We start from the raw sequence: 15,774 nt of genomic DNA on the forward strand, positions 1-15,774 counted from the left end.
CACCAGGGGAGATTCCCATGTCCACGCGCGTTTTCAGCCACGCCGGCCGCGGCCAGCTCGACACGTCAGCTTCCGAGGACGTGCGTGCCGTGCACTTCGTCGGATCGCTACCCGCCGCCCTGACCGGCGACCACCGCCAGATGATGCAGTGGTTCCTCGACCATGCCCCCGACACTGCGTTGACCGGGCTGCCATGCGACCCGGACCCGCGATGGATCATCGACTGGCTCGACGGCCTCGCCGCCGTCGACGCCCTCGACCCCGTCCGCACCGGCCACTCCGCCGACTACGACGACATGCCGACCTACCGCCTCAAGCACGGCCACTGGCTGGAATCCGAGGATCTGTCCCTCGGCCGCGCGGCGCACACCGACGCGGTCATGGCCGCCCGCGAGCAGCTGCACAACGACCGGGACTTCCCGCCGCATCAGGTGTCGGTCCCGAACCCGTACGACTTGTCGCTGTTCACCTTCGGCAGCCCCGGTGCCGCGGTCACGCACCTGCCGGTGTTCCGCCAGGCCGTGCTCGACGACGTCCACACCATCCACCGCCAGCACGTCAACCAGGTCGTCTTCCAGCTCGAAACCCCCGCAGTGCTCGCGACGTTGGACCGCACCCCGCGGCCGCTCTGGTCGGCGGCGGTGCGGGCGCTGGCCAAGCAGGTCGCACGCGTCTTCGCCGACGGCCCACGCGAGGCGACATGGCGGATCCACCTCTGCCACGGCGACCTCGGCCACCAGCCACTGTTCGCTCTGACCGACCTCGTTCCCGCCGTGCAGTTCCTCAACGCGCTGCACAAACAGCTGCACCGGCTGAGGATCCCGATGCCGGCCGCGCACATCCCGATGTGCACTGGCACCCACGCGCCCCCGACGGATCCGCGGTTCTACCGGGCGCTGCAGCACCTGCGCCGCGACATCGACGTCATCGCCGGACTCGTCGACGAAACCCACCCCAAGGACTCCCGCACCGCACTCGGGCTGGTCGAGACCGAACTGGACCGGCCCGTGCTCGCAGTCGCCGCAGCCTGCGGCCACGGCCGCCGACTCGCTCCCGCCGCCGTCGCCAACGCCGCGCTCGCCTGCAAGCTCGCCCGCCACACCACCGACGCCCCGGCCCGCTGACTCCGCCTGGAAGGACCCGTCGAAATGGACACCACGACCACGCAGATCCCGTTCGCAGCTGGGCATCTGGCCGGCGAAGACGAAACGCTCACCTCGATCATGCGCACGGGGATCGTGCCCACCCGCGCGCTGTCCGGCGGCCGGATGCACCTGCCCGGTGGCACCACCCTCGCCCCGCAACGGCACGACACCACCGAGACCGCGATCGCGATCATCAGCGGCCACGCCGCCGTCCTCTCCGGCAACGCCATGCAGCCCTTCCACCCCCATGCCGGCGACATGATCTACATCCCCGCGACGCTGCCCTACGCGGTGGTCAACCTCAGCAACAACGCCTCCGTCCTCGCCCTGATCTTCCGCACCGACCCCGGATTCGACACCGACGTCCACCGCATGCCCGAACTCGACCCTGTCGCCCGCGACCAGATCCCCGAACTGCGCCGCGCCCACCACAAGGCCCTACTCAACCGACGAAGTGAGCGCACCCGCTAGTCCGTCTCGCAGCATCCCCATCGCCGTCAATGCCCGACGGTCTCCCCGTGCCTGACGTGCAAACCCACCCACTAGCCCGGGGAGAATCATGCGCACCCGGATCACCAACACCACCCTCGACCTCCTGGACGCCCCGCCGTCCGGTGGGCCAGTGACGCTCGACGAGATCGCTGCGTGCGCCGGCATCACGTGCGGACATCTACGGGCCTACTACGGCTCCGTTGAGGCCATCATTGCCGACCTGTCTCCGGTCTCGACACCGGCTGCCCGGAATCGAGAGTGCTGACGATGTACTGGGCTAACCTGCATTTGCGTGGTGTCGGCGCCGCACTCGGCGATATCGTGCCCGTCGAACAGCTCGAGGGCTCCCGCGACCTGCGCGGCCGAAGCAGCCAGCGCGCAATCTCCATCGCCCGCGACGCCACCGGTATGGATCTCGCCGTCCGCGCCGGCCGCAACGCCCTTGCCAGCATGGCCATGACCACCACCGGCCCACTCCCCATCCCGGACATGCACTTCCACGCAGCAATCTGGCGCGGTAGCCGCGGCATCGACTTCTGGTCCCGCGCCGCCTACGTCCGCACCCGACTCGGCCTCCCCGCCGGCCCCGGCATCACCACCGAGCTCAACGCCATGAGCAACAGCCTCATCGGCGGCATCGACATCTCCGCCCGCGTCCTCGCCGGCAGCCCCGACCTCAACAACGTCCTGCTCACCGGCGGCGAAACCTTCGGCCCACCCGCCTTCGACCACCTCACCGCCGACCACGGCATCGCCTACGGCGACGGCGGCTCCGCCCTCATCCTCGGCCGACAACCCGGCCTCGCCCAAATCCTCGCCACCAGCTCCTACACCGACCCCACCCTCGAACAACTCCACCGCGGCAACCAAAGCTTCCTTCCAGCTGGCACCACCGAAGTCGGTACCGAGCGCATCCGCGAACGCAAGCGCCAGTACACCGACGCCGTCGGAACCGCGTCGATCACCCGACGCAACCGCGACGGCGTCCGCGGCGCCGTCGACGAGGCACTCGACAACGCTGACCTCAGCCTCCAGCAGCTGCGCTGGGTGCTGCTACCGCACTACGGACGACACCTGCTCGACACCCACTGTCTGCAACCACTCGGTATCACAGCTGATCGCACCCTCTGCCGCGCCGGCGATCAGTGGGGTCACATCGGACCCAACGACCAGATCATCGGCCTCACCCACCTACTGGCCCGCGGCGCCGTAGCCTCAGGAGACCACGTCGCCTTGCTCGGCATCGGCATGACCTGGACCGCCGTCATCCTCCGCGTTGATGCCGCGCCGCCGGCGTTGGACATCCACGCCCCGGCTTTGCGCTGGCCTTGGCAAGCCGTACAGGCGCCTGATTCCAACGAGTCGCGGCCCGATCGCCGTCAGGGAGGTTTCTGATGTCCATCTGGAGAGCTGTCAGCAACCGATCAGACGACGCTGTCAACCTCGACCATGAGCCCGTCACTGCGCGACCTACGGCCAGGGGCGAATCCGCCGCAGCCGATCGCATCCTGCGCGCCGTGATACCTGATGCTCTCGCAGCTGTCGAACCATCCCCTCCGGAGCCGCTGCCGGTGGCGCGTCTGCTCTCGTCGCATCGCGATGACTCCATGACGTTCGCGCTCCCGCGGATCGACCGCGCCGGCCGTGCGCACGATCAGCAGGTCATCAACGCGGCCGCATGGCAGCCTGGAGAGACGGTCGAGGTCATCGCGACGACCCACGCCGTCGTCTTCCGTCCACATCCGAACGGCCTCCTGAAGGTGGCGCCGACGAGGTGCGTGGCTATCCCGGCGGCGGCGCGCCGCCGGTTCGGGATCAAGGCCGGCGACCGCGTTCTGCTCGCCGCGATCGAGACCCACCGAGTTGTCGTCGCATATCCACTCACAACGCTCGACGAGGCCCTCGCCGCCTTCCACACCACCTTGCCAGCACGATGACCGCGCATCTCGCCGCCGCGCCCCCGGAAATCAACCGTGCAACACCTCGCAGGGACGCCGACCTGGAGACGGCGAAGCTCCTCCTCGACCGGCTCGGCGTCACCGCCAACGACATCTTGGCGGCCGAGCTTACGACAGAGACCGACGTTCCGACCTTCACCGAGTACATCCCGATCGTGGCAGCCGCGACCTCCCCGAAATCGGCCGCGACCTGGTCGGTCTACTGGCGAGCCCTCAGCGAGAAATGGCCCGACCGCGCGATCAACGAACCGACTACGTCGGAATTGAAAGCTCTAGCCAACGAAGTTCAGACACGCGCAGCGAGCCGTCCTGGAGCACGTGGCGGCCAAGCGGCCAAGGCAACCTTCACCGATGCGACCAGAGCGCTCTATCGCTCAGCAGTGGACGACCAGCTTGTCCGAGCTTCGAGAAATCCGGCTCTGGGACTGAGGAAGCCCCGCCAGCGAAAGAACTTGCGGCGGGCCTTGACTGCCCGGCAGTTGACCGAAATCAACGACGTCGCCGCAACGACCGGAACCGACCCCGCACTCGACACGCTGCTCCTCCGTCTCCACACGGAAACCGCGTGCCGGCGAGGCGGCGCACTGGCGATCCGGCCGTGTGACGTCAACACAGAGCTCTGCCTGCTCAAGCTCAGGGAAAAGGGCGGCACCACACGGGATCAGCCGATTTCTCGCACACTCGCGCTGGGCCTCCTCGAACACGCCGAGGATCGCTCGCACCACCTCACTCAATACGACCAGCTTCTTCGGCATCGCAACGGCAACCCGATCCGCCACACGAGGTACGAGACGTTCTGGCGGCGGCTCAGCAGCCACCTGCCGTGGATCAGGGAGTTGGGGGTCACCGCGCACTGGATCCGGTACACGACCCTCACCTGGGTCGAGCGCAACTACGGATACGCAGTGGCGGCGACCTATGCCGGTCACGCCGCCGGATACCAGACTGGCAGCACGTTGACGTACGTCGCAGCGCCGCTTGAGGAGCTTGCCGCCGCTTTGGCGGCCTTGACCGCGGAGCCGCACCCGCTTGCGACGTAGACGAGTGCTTCCGGCCAGGTCCGCCCTCCCGATGATGACCGTGACACCAGGTGACGAGGAATGTTCGATACCGCGATCAACGCCCATCGGCCCTCGCGAGCGAGGAACGCGAGCCGACCGGATCGGGTCAGGTGGAGACGTGACGGCGTACCTGAGGCAGCCCGATCGAAGGAGTCCCGCGAACAACCTGGACTCCCCCGCAAAAATTTGTAAAAATACAAAAATGCACGACTTGGTGGGGCCACGGCGGATCTCGCAGGTGAACCAGGTCGCGATCCCGGTGAAACTCCTACGCGCGCTGGGGCTGTCGCCCGGTGACTCCGTGTACTTCGAGCTTCACGACACGACGAGAGGCGAACTCACCCTTGTGGCTGAACGGGAAGTGCATCGCCGCTACTCAGGTGGCAATGACGAGCCTCACCCTGGCGCACCGTCGGGTGACACCTCTAGGCTGCGGGACCGGCCGTCAACACGAACGCGGGAAGAGGGCAACACCGATGTCGAGTGAGCGGCGGGGCGGCCTGCTCCTGTCCACCGAGGCCGCAGATCGCCATCCCGCCCGCATCGCTGTCGACGGTCTGGGCTGGGACGGAGTCGTGGTGCCGGACATCACCTTGTTCGGCAGGCAGGTCTCCGTGCTGGCGCTCGTCGACGGCGAAGCCCATGCTCTTCGGTTGCGCCAAGGCATCGCTCCAGTCACCGACCGCACAACTGTCGCCCTGTGGGAATGGCCAGAACTTTCAGCACCACCGTCGGCCGCCAGGTTGTCAGCGGTCATCGCAACAGGTCCACGCTGGCAAACCGGGATGACGGCGGTGAGCGGCTTCGCAGGGTTCGCCTCGACGATGCTGCTCTTAGAGCAGAACGACGCCGTACCTCGCGCTTGCCTGACGGCGGCCGAGCGTTACGGAGTCTGGGTTCTGCGATCGGGACGTTCCGGTGTCGTCGTCGACCATCGAGGCCGGATGGGCCCGGTGGTCTCGTCACGGCCGACGACCGTGACGAGGTGGACCGAGGAACTCGTCTACGCACGCATCCTCGAAGACGGACTCATCGCCCCTGCGCCGGCAGGCTGAGGTCAGAGGAGTCGTTCCCCCGCTGTACCCAGCGACCCAGGTACGACGGAACCTCCCACGCGAAGTGGGTCGTGTCGATCTCCATGTGCTTGAACTGGGCGTGCGAGCATTGCTCCGTCCACGCTTTCCGGCGCGTCGAGAGGTCACCACCTCGCAGGATTTCGCGCCGGATACGGTAGAGAATTTCGATCGAGTGCAGGAACGCGGCCAAGCTGGGATCCGGAGCCGAGCCGAGCTGCTGGAGCGACTGGCCGTTGCAGACGTCGCAGGTGCAGTGCCAGTCCGGGTGATCGGGGTCCATCTGCGCGGTCAGGTCGATCTTCTCCAGGTGCACGTAGGACAAGAGCCGCTCGACCACAGCCGCCGGCTTGGGCTTTCCCCCGCCCGCGCCGTCCGAGATCGGATAGAAGTGGCGAAGGCTGGACCGCGTTCCCACGGCCGCGGCGAGCACACCGTAGGCGAGTGCTCCGATCGACGATGTGTCACACCGGAGCAGGATTACCGGCGCGGGGATCTGCAGCAGGGCCACCAACCCGTAGATCGCGTACTTCGTGCCCAGTGGGTCATTCGCGTGTTCGAAAGCGACAGCGATCGGCGTGCCCGCATCCGTGACGGCGTCGACCAGGCGCGGCAGCTTGTCCGGCTGCAGCCAGCTCACGTGCAGGAACAAGGAGGCTGCGACATCCGACCCCGAGGCGGCAGATCGCTGCAGCACGCTGTCCAGCCCGGCCCCGTCGTGCTCGCCGACATAGCCGGCGTTCGGAATCACGACCGGAAGGTCCAGCCGGCGCTGACGCTGGATCCAACCGAGATCGAAGTGATCCGACGCCAAGGCCCGGTTCTTGCCCGTGTACCGGCTGCGGTCAACCAGAATCGGCCTGCGGTAACGCTGGCCGCGGACGAGGTGCTCGGCTTTCTGAAGAGCGCTCTCTCCAGTCAACACGATGCCCCCACCCAGGCGGTCCGAGCGCTCGATCGCGATGTCGACGCCGGCGTCGCTCGCATCCGCCTGAACGAGCAGGACGTCAGCCAAAGCCGACTTCATCCGGCCGTACGGCGTGCTCTGCGCCGTTGCGGCGGCGATCGGGTTGACCACGCTGACCCCCTCGGGTCCCAAGTTGTCCGGATTCATGATCGCACCTCCACGGCGGCGGACTCGTCCACCACAAGGGGCAAGTAGTGGCGCCGGAACGGCTCCGGCAGCATCAGGGCGAGTCCGGCGACGGCGTCGACATCCTGCTCGTGCCGGTCGAGCTGAGCCGCGATCAAGCCGGCGACGTGGCGAGGCGTCTCGGTCGGCAGATCCCCGGGTTCGTGTTTGCTCCAGCCGTACTGGTTCAGACGGATGCGGAAGGTCTTGAACTGGCTCGCGGAAACGCATCCGAGATCGGCCGCTCGCTGGATGAGCATCGCCATGGACACCTTCCAGGTCATCTTCAGGTCCGCGAGCTTCGCGAACTGCCGCACGGTCAACCCTCGCAGCAGGGGTTCCAGCTCGTCGGCCGGTGCGAGGAACTCGCCGGCGAACCGGTTCGCTTCCTTTTCCTGGTCGTCGGACGGCAACTGGTGCATGAGTAGGTGGCCGACCTCGTGAGCAAGGGTGAAACGCTCGCGGTCGGGTGGAAGGTCGCGGTTGAGGAGGATCAGCGGCTGCCCGTCCGTGGGCCAGGTGCTCACAGCGTCCTGCGCGGCAGTGCCCAAGTCGCGGCGCACAAGGCGGACGCCGGCGGACTCCAGCAGTCCGACCAGGTCCTCGATCGGGCCCTTTGGCAAACCCCACGCACGCCGTAGAGACGCTGCGACAGCTGAGGGATCACCGTGTTCGGCCAGCGGCATCCGGGTCAGCTGGAGGAGCTGCGGCCGCGAGTCGTTCACGTCTTCGGACAAGCCGTCGACGGACAGCCGCGTCAGCTGGGTGAGCCCTTCGACCGCACGCACCACCTTCACCGACATGGCGCTGGAGCGCCGGCGATGATGCAGGCAGGTGACCTCGACGCCACCGATCGAATCGGTTACCCGCAGCAAATCCGCGGGCACAGCCAAGGCTTCGGCGATGGCCACGAGGTACTCCGCCGTCAACGGGAGGAGTCCTTTTTCCACCTTCGAGACGAACCCCTGTGAGACGCCGGCTGCTTGGGCCAGGTCGACCTGAGCCCAACGTCGGGCTTCGCGCACCGTGCGGACCATGCGCGCGACAGCGGCCGTCTCGCTCATCGGACCTCACTCCCAGTCGACCATCAACCAAAAGCCTACCAAACCTGTGCTCGAATATTCCGAGCCGACGCCGTGTCGGTACAGCAACATGTTCCATCGAGTCAAGACCACGACGGGGCGGATTACCCGAACCGGTTCCCCAAGCGGAGCAGTTGACTCTTCCGCCGTCGGACGCGGCTATGATCCTGCGCATGGTGTCACCACTTTGGGGATCACTCCCGCGTATCGTCGAGAAAGCAACCGCTTAGTAGGCTCGCGGGCACGAGCCCGTTTCTCAACGACGAGGAGGTCCCCCGTGACCGATTCCCCTTCCCGTGTCGCCGTGGTCACCGGTGCCGGCCGCGGCATCGGCGCCGCCGTGGCGGCCCGGCTGGCCGATGACGGGTTCGCCGTCGGGCTGCTGGACCTGGACGAGGCCGGTGTCAAGCAGGGCGCCGAGGCCATCGCCGCCCGGGGCGGCAAGGCCGTCGGGGTGGCCCTCGACGTCAGTGACGCCGCGCAGGTCGAGGCCGCCGTCGGCCGCGTCGCCGACGAGCTCGGGCCGCCGGTCGTGCTGGTCAACAACGCCGGCATCACCCGGGACAACCTGATCTTCAAGATGACCGAGCAGGAGTGGGACTCCGTGCTCGACGTGCACCTCAAGGGCTCCTTCCTGATGACCCGCGCGGTGCAGAAGCACATGACCGAGCAGAAGTACGGCCGGATCGTCAACCTGTCGAGCACCTCGGCGCTGGGCAACCGCGGACAGGTCAACTACTCCGCCGCGAAGGCCGGCATGCAGGGCTTCACCAAGACCCTCGCCATCGAGCTGGGCAAGTTCAACGTCACCGCCAACGCGATCGCGCCCGGCTTCATCGCCACCGACATGACCGCGGCGACCGCCGAGCGGCTCGGCATGAGCTTCGAGGACTTCAAGGCCGCGGCCGCGTCGCAGATCCCGGTGCAGCGCGTCGGCACGCCCGAGGACATCGCCAACCTGGCGTCCTACCTGGTCAGCGAGGGTGCCGGGTTCGTCTCGGGTCAGGTCATCTACGTCGCCGGCGGACCGAAGGACTGAGCACATGCGCGTATTCGGCAACCTCGACGAGTTCGCCGCCGCAGCCGGCGAGCACCTCGGGTACAGCGAGTGGCTGACGATCACCCAGGAGCGCGTGAACCAGTTCGCCGACGCCACCGACGACCACCAGTGGATCCACGTCGACGAGCCGATGGCGGCCGCGGGCCCGTTCGGCGGCACCATCGCCCACGGCTTCCTGACGCTGTCGCTGCTGTCGGCGTTCGGCCCGAAGATCTACCGGGTCGACGGCATCAGGATGGGCATCAACTACGGCCTCAACAAGGTCCGCTTCCCGCAGCCGGTGAAGGTCGGCTCGAAGGTGCGGGCCGGGGCGGAACTGGTGGAGATCACCGACATCCCGGGCGGCAAGCAGGCCGTGTCGAAGTGGACCGTCGAAATCGACGGCGAAGCGAAGCCCGCTTGCGTCGCCGAATGGGTGACGCGTTTCCTCGCGTGAGGCCCGCCCGCCCGGGCGGGAAACCCGAAGCGGCACTTTCGCGTTAAAGTGCCGCTTCCACCCGGGCCTGTACGACATACCGACTGGTCGGTATCATGCTCCGATGACGCTTGAGGAGGCACGATGAGCCGCACCGACCCGCCGGGTCTCGATCTGGGCCGGCTGCGCGCCCACCTGGACGCGCAGCGGCCCGGCCTGGCCGCCGGGGAGCTGACCGCGGACGTCGTGGAGGGCGGCCGGTCGAACCTCACCTACGTGGTGGGCGACGGCCGGTCGCGCTGGGTGGTGCGCCGCCCGCCGCTCGGGCACGTGCTGCCCACCGCGCACGACATGAGCCGCGAGTTCCGGGTGATCTCCGGCCTGCGCGACACCGCCGTGCCGGTGCCCGAAGCACTGCTGCTCTGCGAGGACCCCGACGTCATCGGGGCGCCCTTCTACGTGATGAGCTTCGTCGAAGGCACGCCCTACCGGACCGCGGACGAGCTGACCGAGCTCGGCGAACAACGCACCCGGGCGATGGCCGACGCGCTGGTCGGCACGCTCGTCGACCTGCACGCGGTGGACCCGGCCGCCGTCGGGCTGGGTGACTTCGGCCGGCCCGGGGGCTTCCTGGAACGGCAGCTGCGGCGGTGGAAGAAGCAGCTGGACGCCTCCCGCAGCCGCGACCTCCCGGGCATCGACGAACTGCACGACCGGCTCGCGACGGCGGTGCCGGTGTCCGGCGAGCCGTCGATCGTCCACGGCGACTACCGCCTCGACAACGTCCTCGTCGACTCCAGCGACAAGATCTCGGCGGTGCTCGACTGGGAGATGTCGACGCTGGGCGACCCGCTGACCGACCTCGCGCTGCTGGTGGCCTACGCCGAGCGCGACAAGGTGTCGCTGCCGTTCGTGTCCAACGCCAGCTCGGCGCCGGGCTACCCGGGCACCGACGAGGTCGTCGCCCGCTACGCCGAGCTGTCCGGGCGGGACGTCTCGCAGCTGGACTGGTACGTCAGCTTCGCGTTCTTCAAGCTGGCCGTGATCCTGGAAGGCATCTACTACCGCTTCAGCAAGGGCCAGACGGTCGGGGCGGGCTTCGAAGGCGTCGGCGCCGGGGTCGCGCCGCTCATCGCGCACGGCAACGAGATTCTCAAAGAGGAGAAGTAAATGGACTTCGCGTTCGACGAGAAGACCGAGGAGCTGCGCGGGAAGCTCCTCGAGTTCATGGACTCGCACATCTACCCCGCCGAGCCGGTGTTCGAAGAGCAGCTCGCCGAGCGCGACGACCCGTGGGCCATCCCGCCGGTGGTCGAGGAACTCAAGGCCGAGGCCCGCAAGCGCGGCCTGTGGAACTTCTTCCTCCCCGGCGAGCACGGCGCCGGCCTGACGAACCTGCAGTACGCACCGCTGGCGGAGATCACCGGCCGCAGCATCCGGCTCGCGCCGACCGCGGTGAACTGCGCGGCCCCGGACACCGGGAACATGGAAGTGCTCTCGATGTTCGGGACCGAGCAGCAGCAGAAGCAGTGGCTGGAACCGTTGCTGAACGGCGAAATCCGCTCCGCGTTCGCGATGACCGAGCCGGACGTCGCCTCCTCCGACGCCCGCAACATCGAGACCGCGATCCGGCGCGACGGCGACGAGTACGTCGTCAACGGCCGCAAGTGGTACATCTCCGGCGCGATGAACCCCGCGTGCAAGATCTTCATCGTGATGGGCAAGACCGATCCCGAAGCCGCGCCGCACAAGCAGCAGAGCATGATCCTGGTCCCCCGCGACGCACCGGGCGTCACGGTCAAGCGCGGCATGCACGTCTTCGGCTACGACGACAGCGACCACGGCGGGCACGCCGAGGTGCTCTTCGAGGACGTCCGGGTGCCGGTCGAGAACCTCATCGCCGGCGAGGGCGACGGGTTCGCCATCGCCCAGGCCCGGCTCGGCCCGGGCCGCATCCACCACTGCATGCGCGCCATCGGCATGGCCGAGCGCGCGCTGGAGCTCATGTGCCGCCGCGCGATCTCGCGCGAGGCGTTCGGCAAGCCGATCGCCCAGCAGGGTGTGGTGCAGGACTGGATCGCCGAATCGCGGGTCAAGATCGAGCAGCAGCGGCTGCTCGTGCTCAAGACCGCGTGGCTGATGGACACCGTCGGCAACCAGGGCGCGCACACCGAGATCCAGGCGATCAAGATCTCCACCCCGAGCACCGTCGAGTGGATCCTCGACAAGGCCGTGCAGGTGCACGGCGCGGGCGGGGTCAGCCAGGACTTCCCGCTGGCGGCCATGTGGGCCGGGAACCGCACGCTGCGCCTGGCCGACGGGCCGGACGAGGTCCACAAGCGCTCGCTGGCCCGGCGCGAACTGAAGAAGTACCTCTCGGAGGGCGCGAAGTGACTGTCACCGCCGAAGACCTGACCCGCCAGGCGACGGAGTTCCTGGCCGCGCACGACCCGAAGTCGGCCGACCCGCTGCAGTTCCTGCGGGCCCGGTTCGACGCCGGGCTCGCCTGGATCCACTTCCCCGCCGGGCTCGGCGGGCAGAACGCGCCGCGCGCGCTGCAGTCCGTTGTGGACGCGGTGTTCACCGAGGCGGGCGCGCCGGACAACAACCCGCGCCGGATCGGCATCGGCCTCGGCATGGCCGCGCCGACCATCCTCGCCTTCGGCACGCCGGAGCAGCGCGAGCGCTTCCTGCGTCCACTGTGGACCGGCGAGGAGGTGTGGTGCCAGCTGTTCAGCGAGCCGGGCGCCGGCTCCGACCTCGCCGCGCTCGGCACCCGCGCCGTCCGCGACGGTGACGACTGGATCGTCACCGGCCAGAAGGTGTGGACCTCCGGCGCGCACGAGTCGCAGTGGGCGATCCTGGTCACCCGCACCGACCCGGACGTGCCGAAGCACCAGGGCATGACGTACTTCCTGTGCGACATGACCGCACCCGGCGTCGAGGTGCGGCCGCTGCGCCAGATCACCGGCGAGGCCGAGTTCAACGAGGTGTTCCTGACCGACGTCCGCATTCCGGACACCCAGCGCCTCGGCGCGGTCGGCGAGGGCTGGAAGGTCGCGCAGACCACGCTGATGAACGAGCGCGTCGCGATCGGCGGGCACGTCCAGCCGCGCGAAGGCGGCCTGATCGGGATCGTCGCGAAGACCTGGCGCGAGCGGCCGGAGCTGCGCACGCCGGAGCTGCGCGACCGGCTGGTCCGGCACTGGGTCGAGGCGGAAACCCTGCGGCTGGCGGGCACCCGGCTGCGCCAGCAGCTGACCGCGGGCGCGCCCGGGCCGGAGGGTTCGGCCATGAAGGTCGCCTTCTCCGAGCTGAACCAGGCGCTGACCGGCCTGGAGGTCGAGCTGCTCGGCGAAGAGGGCCTGGCCTACGACGACTGGACGTTCCGGCGGCCGGCGATCGTCGACTTCACCGGCCGCGAAGCCGGCTACCGCTACCTGCGCGCGAAGGGGAACTCCATCGAGGGCGGCACCTCGGAGGTCCTGCGCAACATCATCGCCGAGCGCGTGCTGGGGCTGCCCTCGGAACCGCGCGTCGACAAGGACGTCGCCTGGAAGGACCTCCCCCGATGACCGACCTTCTCTATTCCGACGTCGAGGAAGACCTGCGGGCTTCGGTCCGCGACCTGCTCAAGGCCAAGGCCGGCGCCGAAGCGCTGCTGGCACGGGTGGAGACGGCCGAGCCGTACGACCTGAAGCTGTGGCGCACGCTGGCCGACGAGGTCGGTGTGGCCGGCCTGGCGGTGCCGGAGGAGCTGGGCGGCCACGGCGCGTCGGCCCGCGAAGTCGCCGTCGTGGCCGAGGAGCTGGGCCGCAGTGTCGCGCCCGTGCCGTTCCTCGGCAGCGTCGTGCTGGCGACGACGGCGCTGCTGCACACGGCCGACCGCGACTTCGTCGGCCGGCTCGCGGCGGGCCAGGCGATCGGCGCGCTGGCGGTGCCGCTGTCGACGGCGCCGGGCGCGGGCTTCCCGTCGTCGGTGACGGCGTCCGCGGACGGCACGTTGACCGGGCGCGTGGGCACGGTCGCCGACGCGTCGGTGGCCGACCTGCTGGTCGTCCCGGCCGCGGGCCCGGACGGCCCCGCGCTGTACGTGGTCGAGGCCCCGGCGGCGACGGTGTCGGAGCTGGTGTCGTTCGACCTGACGCGGCGCGTGGCCGACGTAACACTGGAAAACGCCCCGGCCACGCTGGTCGCTTCGGGGCCGGAAGCCGCCGCGGCGCTGGAGCAGGCGCTGCTGTTCGGCGCGGGCATCCTCGCGTCGGAGCAGACGGGCGTAGCCGAGTGGGCGCTCACCGAGACGGTGACCTACCTCAAGGGCCGGTACCAGTTCGGCCGCCCGGTCGGCGGGTTCCAGTCGCTCAAGCACCGGCTGGCGAACCTGTACACGGATCTGGTGCTCGCCCGCGCGGCGGCCCGCAACGCCGCGGACGCGCTGGCCACGGGCACCGACGTGCCGATCGCGGTGGCCGTGGCGCAGGCCCGCAACGCCCCGATCGCCGTCCGCGCGACGGAGGAGGCGATCCAGCTGCACGGCGGCATCGGGATGACGTGGGAGCACCCGGCGCACCTGTACCTCAAGCGCGCCAAGGCGGACGAGCTCGCCCTCGGCACCCCGGGCCGGCACCGGGCCCGGCTGGCGGACCTGGTCGACCTGCCCGCGTGAATCCGTCCCTGCCCCCACCACCACCCTCAATGGAGGCGCTTCGCGCGACTGTGTTGTCCTGGAAACGGCCCGTTCCCCGAGTGGGGAATGGGCCGTTTCCGCGTTTCGCAACACATTCGGCCGTGCCGGGCGGCGCGCCGGCTGCCGTACGCTGGCTCCCATGGCGCAGGCCATCCAGATGCACCTCAACCAGGCCCTGATGCGCATTCCCCGGCGGGCCGAAAGCGCCGACCGTTCGACGCTGGCCGCGACCTACGTCGCCGCGGGCTCGTTTTCCGCGATGATCAATTCGGCCGACCACCAGATCCTGTTCGGCCGCCGCGGCACCGGCAAGACGCACGCGCTGCTGCACCTGCAGGAGCTCGTCGAGCGCACCGGCGACCTCGCGATCCACCTCGACCTGCGGACGATCGGGTCCACCGGCGGCTTGTACGCCAACACCGCGCTGAGCCCGGCCCAGCGCGGCACGCAATTGCTGGTGGACACCCTCGAAGCCGTCCACGACCGGCTTTTCGCCTTCGCCGTCGACGGCGGTTCCGCGGATCAGGACGCGCTTCTGCGCGGTCTCGACGCCCTGGTGTCCGCGGCCACCGAAGTGGAAGTCATCGGGGAAACCGAACAGGAACAGACTTCCGGCGACGCGGTGGAACGGGGCTATTCGGCGGAATTGTCACTCGCCCCGAAAGGCGGTGCCAGGGCGTCCGCGCGGCACCGGACGTCCGCGACGACGTCGAGCCGCCGCAAGCGCACCGGCGTCGAGCAGCACCGGGTGCTGTTCGGCCCGCTGAGCCGGGCCGTGCAGGCCGTGGCCGACGGCGTCCGGCCCGCCCGGCTGTGGCTGCTGCTCGACGAGTGGAGCAGCGTGCCGCTGGACCTGCAGCCGTTCCTGGCGGACCTGCTGCGCCGCAGCGTCCTGCCGGTCCGGGGCGTCACGGTGAAGATCGCCGCGATCGAGCACCGTGCCCGCTTCTTCGTCCCGCTCGACGAGGACTACCTCGGCATCGAGGTCGGCTCCGACGCGGCGTCCGCCGTCAGCCTCGACGACGCCCTGGTCTTCGACCGGTCACCGGAGGCGGCCCAGGCGTTCTTCCGGGAGCTGTTCGCCAGGCACGTCCGGCCGATCCTCACCTCGATGCTGCGGACGGCGGTGCCCGGCGAGTTCGTCGACGCCGCCTTCCACCGCGGCGCGTTCCCCGAACTCGTCCGGGCCGCGGAGGGCGTCCCCCGCGACGCGATCAACATCGCGGCCCTGGCCGCCCAGCACGCCCACGGCGCCCGGATCACGAGTGCGCACGTGCGCCGGGCGGCGCGGGACTGGTACCTGCGCGACAAGCAGTCCGTCATCAGCCGCGACGAGGAGGCGGACCGGCTCCTGGGTCTCCTGGTCGACGAAGTGGTCGGCCGGCGCCGGAGCCGGACGTTCCTGCTGGCCGCGCGGGACCGTCCCGCGGCGATCGACACGCTCTGCGACGCACGGCTGCTCCACATCGTCCGGCGCGGCGTCGTCGACCCGCGCCGGCCGGGGCGGTTGTACGACGGATACGCGATCGATTACGGCTGCTACGTCACCCTGCTCGGCGACCCGGCGGCGGACGCGGCGAAGCACCTGCTCGCCGACGTCTTCACGTTCGACAAGGCCGTGGTCGACCTCCAGCGGCTGGGCCGGAATTCATGAAGAACCTTCAGTTTC

General features: G+C 69.2%; 17 protein-coding genes. 15 read left to right on the forward strand and 2 right to left on the reverse strand.

The window, feature by feature from the left end; all coding sequences use genetic code 11:
* Positions 1–17: 17 nt before the first annotated feature.
* The 8 genes from ACFVYA_RS34555 (at position 18) to ACFVYA_RS34590 (ending at position 5,711) form a co-directional block, all read left to right on the forward strand.
* Positions 18–1,124: a hypothetical protein gene (locus ACFVYA_RS34555; RefSeq protein WP_387051017.1), complete on the forward strand. Its 1,107-nt coding sequence runs from the start codon at positions 18–20 to the stop codon at positions 1,122–1,124.
* A 24-nt stretch (positions 1,125–1,148) separates the two neighbouring features.
* Positions 1,149–1,616 carry a cupin domain-containing protein gene (locus ACFVYA_RS34560; RefSeq protein WP_387051019.1) on the forward strand — a complete coding sequence of 156 codons (468 nt, stop codon included), beginning with the start codon at positions 1,149–1,151 and terminating at the stop codon, positions 1,614–1,616.
* Positions 1,617–1,704: 88 nt separating this feature from the next.
* On the forward strand, positions 1,705–1,902 hold the full coding sequence (locus ACFVYA_RS34565; protein WP_387051021.1) for a hypothetical protein: 198 nt from the start codon (positions 1,705–1,707) through the stop codon (positions 1,900–1,902).
* 2 nt (positions 1,903–1,904) lie between these two features.
* Positions 1,905–3,032: a 3-oxoacyl-[acyl-carrier-protein] synthase III C-terminal domain-containing protein gene (locus ACFVYA_RS34570; RefSeq protein WP_387051075.1), complete on the forward strand. Its 1,128-nt coding sequence runs from the start codon at positions 1,905–1,907 to the stop codon at positions 3,030–3,032.
* Positions 3,032–3,574: a hypothetical protein gene (locus ACFVYA_RS34575; RefSeq protein WP_387051023.1), complete on the forward strand. Its 543-nt coding sequence runs from the start codon at positions 3,032–3,034 to the stop codon at positions 3,572–3,574. The genes ACFVYA_RS34570 and ACFVYA_RS34575 overlap by 1 nt, the downstream gene beginning before the upstream one ends.
* On the forward strand, positions 3,571–4,635 hold the full coding sequence (locus ACFVYA_RS34580) for a tyrosine-type recombinase/integrase (protein WP_387051025.1): 1,065 nt from the start codon (positions 3,571–3,573) through the stop codon (positions 4,633–4,635). Before ACFVYA_RS34575 ends, ACFVYA_RS34580 begins: the two co-directional genes overlap by 4 nt.
* A gap of 223 nt (positions 4,636–4,858) precedes the next feature.
* Entirely contained in the window at positions 4,859–5,143 is a 285-nt protein-coding gene (locus tag ACFVYA_RS34585; RefSeq protein ID WP_387051027.1) for an AbrB/MazE/SpoVT family DNA-binding domain-containing protein, read from the forward strand.
* On the forward strand, positions 5,133–5,711 hold the full coding sequence (locus tag ACFVYA_RS34590) for a hypothetical protein (protein WP_387051028.1): 579 nt from the start codon (positions 5,133–5,135) through the stop codon (positions 5,709–5,711). The genes ACFVYA_RS34585 and ACFVYA_RS34590 overlap by 11 nt, the downstream gene beginning before the upstream one ends.
* Here ACFVYA_RS34590 and ACFVYA_RS34595 read toward each other — a convergent pair.
* Positions 5,686–6,843, reverse strand: coding sequence for a hypothetical protein (locus ACFVYA_RS34595; protein WP_387051030.1), 1,158 nt, complete (start codon positions 6,841–6,843; stop codon positions 5,686–5,688). The genes ACFVYA_RS34590 and ACFVYA_RS34595 overlap by 26 nt on opposite strands.
* Positions 6,840–7,925 (reverse strand): helix-turn-helix domain-containing protein, encoded by a 1,086-nt coding sequence (locus ACFVYA_RS34600; RefSeq protein ID WP_387051032.1) that lies wholly within the window; start codon positions 7,923–7,925, stop codon positions 6,840–6,842. Before ACFVYA_RS34600 ends, ACFVYA_RS34595 begins: the two co-directional genes overlap by 4 nt.
* A 295-nt stretch (positions 7,926–8,220) precedes the next feature.
* Between ACFVYA_RS34600 and fabG the strand changes: the two genes are divergently transcribed.
* The 7 genes from fabG (at position 8,221) to ACFVYA_RS34635 (ending at position 15,759) form a co-directional block, all read left to right on the forward strand.
* Positions 8,221–8,982 (forward strand): 3-oxoacyl-ACP reductase FabG, encoded by a 762-nt coding sequence (fabG, locus tag ACFVYA_RS34605; RefSeq protein WP_387051034.1) that lies wholly within the window; start codon positions 8,221–8,223, stop codon positions 8,980–8,982.
* A gap of 4 nt (positions 8,983–8,986) precedes the next feature.
* A complete protein-coding gene (locus ACFVYA_RS34610; RefSeq protein ID WP_285990400.1) occupies positions 8,987–9,439 on the forward strand; it encodes a MaoC family dehydratase in 453 nt (150 codons plus the stop codon).
* Positions 9,440–9,562: 123 nt separating this feature from the next.
* Entirely contained in the window at positions 9,563–10,588 is a 1,026-nt protein-coding gene (locus ACFVYA_RS34615; RefSeq protein WP_387051035.1) for a phosphotransferase family protein, read from the forward strand.
* Positions 10,589–11,812 carry an acyl-CoA dehydrogenase family protein gene (locus tag ACFVYA_RS34620; protein WP_387051037.1) on the forward strand — a complete coding sequence of 408 codons (1,224 nt, stop codon included), beginning with the start codon at positions 10,589–10,591 and terminating at the stop codon, positions 11,810–11,812. It abuts the gene before it with no gap.
* On the forward strand, positions 11,809–12,993 hold the full coding sequence (locus tag ACFVYA_RS34625; protein ID WP_387051039.1) for an acyl-CoA dehydrogenase family protein: 1,185 nt from the start codon (positions 11,809–11,811) through the stop codon (positions 12,991–12,993). The genes ACFVYA_RS34620 and ACFVYA_RS34625 overlap by 4 nt, the downstream gene beginning before the upstream one ends.
* A complete protein-coding gene (locus tag ACFVYA_RS34630) occupies positions 12,990–14,084 on the forward strand; it encodes an acyl-CoA dehydrogenase family protein (protein WP_387051040.1) in 1,095 nt (364 codons plus the stop codon). The genes ACFVYA_RS34625 and ACFVYA_RS34630 overlap by 4 nt, the downstream gene beginning before the upstream one ends.
* A 160-nt stretch (positions 14,085–14,244) precedes the next feature.
* On the forward strand, positions 14,245–15,759 hold the full coding sequence (locus ACFVYA_RS34635) for a hypothetical protein (RefSeq protein WP_387051042.1): 1,515 nt from the start codon (positions 14,245–14,247) through the stop codon (positions 15,757–15,759).
* Positions 15,760–15,774 lie beyond the last annotated feature (15 nt).

This window comes from Amycolatopsis sp. NPDC058278 (assembly GCF_042881395.1).
In the GTDB taxonomy this organism is placed as follows: domain Bacteria; phylum Actinomycetota; class Actinomycetes; order Mycobacteriales; family Pseudonocardiaceae; genus Amycolatopsis.

Excerpts from the sequence above, each read along its gene's own strand:
- ACFVYA_RS34560 (WP_387051019.1), top strand. The coding sequence starts at position 1,149 with ATGGACACCACGACCACGCAGATCCCGTTCGCAGCTGGGCATCTGGCC.
- ACFVYA_RS34580 (WP_387051025.1), top strand. The coding sequence starts at position 3,571 with ATGACCGCGCATCTCGCCGCCGCGCCCCCGGAAATCAACCGTGCAACA.
- ACFVYA_RS34570 (WP_387051075.1), top strand. The coding sequence starts at position 1,905 with ATGTACTGGGCTAACCTGCATTTGCGTGGTGTCGGCGCCGCACTCGGC.
- ACFVYA_RS34555 (WP_387051017.1), top strand. The coding sequence starts at position 18 with ATGTCCACGCGCGTTTTCAGCCACGCCGGCCGCGGCCAGCTCGACACG.
- ACFVYA_RS34630 (WP_387051040.1), top strand. The coding sequence starts at position 12,990 with ATGACCGACCTTCTCTATTCCGACGTCGAGGAAGACCTGCGGGCTTCG.
- ACFVYA_RS34595 (WP_387051030.1), bottom strand. The coding sequence starts at position 6,843 with ATGAATCCGGACAACTTGGGACCCGAGGGGGTCAGCGTGGTCAACCCG.
- ACFVYA_RS34615 (WP_387051035.1), top strand. The coding sequence starts at position 9,563 with ATGAGCCGCACCGACCCGCCGGGTCTCGATCTGGGCCGGCTGCGCGCC.
- ACFVYA_RS34620 (WP_387051037.1), top strand. The coding sequence starts at position 10,589 with ATGGACTTCGCGTTCGACGAGAAGACCGAGGAGCTGCGCGGGAAGCTC.
- ACFVYA_RS34585 (WP_387051027.1), top strand. The coding sequence starts at position 4,859 with ATGCACGACTTGGTGGGGCCACGGCGGATCTCGCAGGTGAACCAGGTC.
- ACFVYA_RS34590 (WP_387051028.1), top strand. The coding sequence starts at position 5,133 with ATGTCGAGTGAGCGGCGGGGCGGCCTGCTCCTGTCCACCGAGGCCGCA.
- ACFVYA_RS34635 (WP_387051042.1), top strand. The coding sequence starts at position 14,245 with ATGGCGCAGGCCATCCAGATGCACCTCAACCAGGCCCTGATGCGCATT.
- ACFVYA_RS34565 (WP_387051021.1), top strand. The coding sequence starts at position 1,705 with ATGCGCACCCGGATCACCAACACCACCCTCGACCTCCTGGACGCCCCG.
- ACFVYA_RS34575 (WP_387051023.1), top strand. The coding sequence starts at position 3,032 with ATGTCCATCTGGAGAGCTGTCAGCAACCGATCAGACGACGCTGTCAAC.
- ACFVYA_RS34600 (WP_387051032.1), bottom strand. The coding sequence starts at position 7,925 with ATGAGCGAGACGGCCGCTGTCGCGCGCATGGTCCGCACGGTGCGCGAA.
- ACFVYA_RS34610 (WP_285990400.1), top strand. The coding sequence starts at position 8,987 with ATGCGCGTATTCGGCAACCTCGACGAGTTCGCCGCCGCAGCCGGCGAG.